The sequence below is a fragment of the Pseudoalteromonas sp. MBR-15 genome (genome assembly GCF_053628915.1).
This window is the reverse complement of sequence record NZ_JBRJHH010000031.1, coordinates 1-1266: the sequence shown is the minus strand read 5'-3', so window position 1 is coordinate 1266 and position 1266 is coordinate 1. Positions and strand designations below refer to the sequence as shown.

The window sequence follows — 1266 nt, the reverse complement described above, 5'->3', positions numbered from 1 at the left end:
TGTAGTGGTCAACTAATTTTGGCCACAGTTTTAGAATCTTGATATCTAACCTCAGATTCATTCGGCGCTAAACCAGCATTATAATGATGTGGTCTAACATTATTGTAATATCCGTTTATATAATCACTCACACTATATTTAGCGTCTCTAAAGTTTTCATATCCAACTTTTGGCATCCATTCCGTCTTAAAGCTTCTAAAAAATCGTTCCATTGGCGCATTATCCCAACAGTTTCCGCGCCTACTCATACTTTGTTTGATTTTATAGCGCCATAAACGTTGGCGATATTTCAAACTTGTATAATGACTACCTTGGTCTGAATGAAACATCAGTCCTGACGGTTTCCCTCTGCTTTCATACGCGAGTTCAAGCGCTTTTAATGTTAAATTAGTATCTGGTGACAATGACATCGCCCAACCAACTACTTTGCGTGCAAATAAATCAATAACGACGGCTAAATAGGCCCAACGATTGCCTGTCCAAATATACGTCACATCACCGCACCATACGGTATCTGGCTCAACAACATCAAACTGTCTATCGAGCAGGTTTGGGATTTCAAGATGCTCATTACCACCCCTTTTATATTGATGCTGTGGTACTTGGCAGCTCTCTAGTTTTAGTTTAACCATTAGCTTAGCGGCGCGATAACGGCTTAATTCAAAATCGTTATTCGTTGCGATTGCCGCGATCGTTCGCGCTCCAGCTGAACCACCGCTCATTGCATGTATGGCTTTGACTTCAGCTTCTAGCCTTATTTGCTCTGGTGTCGGCGTTGTATCCCGTATGGCCCAATATTTATAGCTGCTGCGATGCACATTAAATACGCTACACAACACGCTAATTGGGTAACGCTCTCTTTGATTTAACTTTTCAATTAACGAGAATTGTTCAGGGAGTCGGACATCAAGAGAGCGGTAGCCTTTTTTAATATATCCTTTTCTAATTCAATGCGTTGGATTTGTTTTTTAAGCTCACGAATTTCAATTTGTTCGGGTGTCATTGGTGATGCAGTGGGAGTCTGGCCATTCCGTTCTTGCTTTAATTGAGTTACCCACTTACTTACAGTTGATTTACCAACCCCCATAACCTTAGCTGCATCTTCTTGCGTATAGCCTTGATCAACTACAAGCTGAGCTGTCTCTAATTTTATTGCTGCAGAATACGTTGCGCGTTTTAATTTCGTCATTTTTTCACCCAAATTTGTATGCTTATTAGCATAACATTTCTTTCTTAATGGGTGGCCAAATTAACTATGCCACTATA

At 40.4% G+C, this 1266-nt stretch carries 1 protein-coding gene; it reads right to left on the bottom strand.

Features of this window, described 5'->3' with window-relative positions; translation table 11 throughout:
* Positions 1-8 precede the first annotated feature (8 nt).
* A protein-coding gene (locus tag ACSSVW_RS20300) for an IS3 family transposase (protein WP_152554844.1) occupies positions 9-1189 on the bottom strand; the annotation gives its coding sequence in 2 pieces (ribosomal slippage) (positions 9-931 and positions 931-1189; 1182 coding nt in all).
* Positions 1190-1266: the final 77 nt, after the last annotated feature.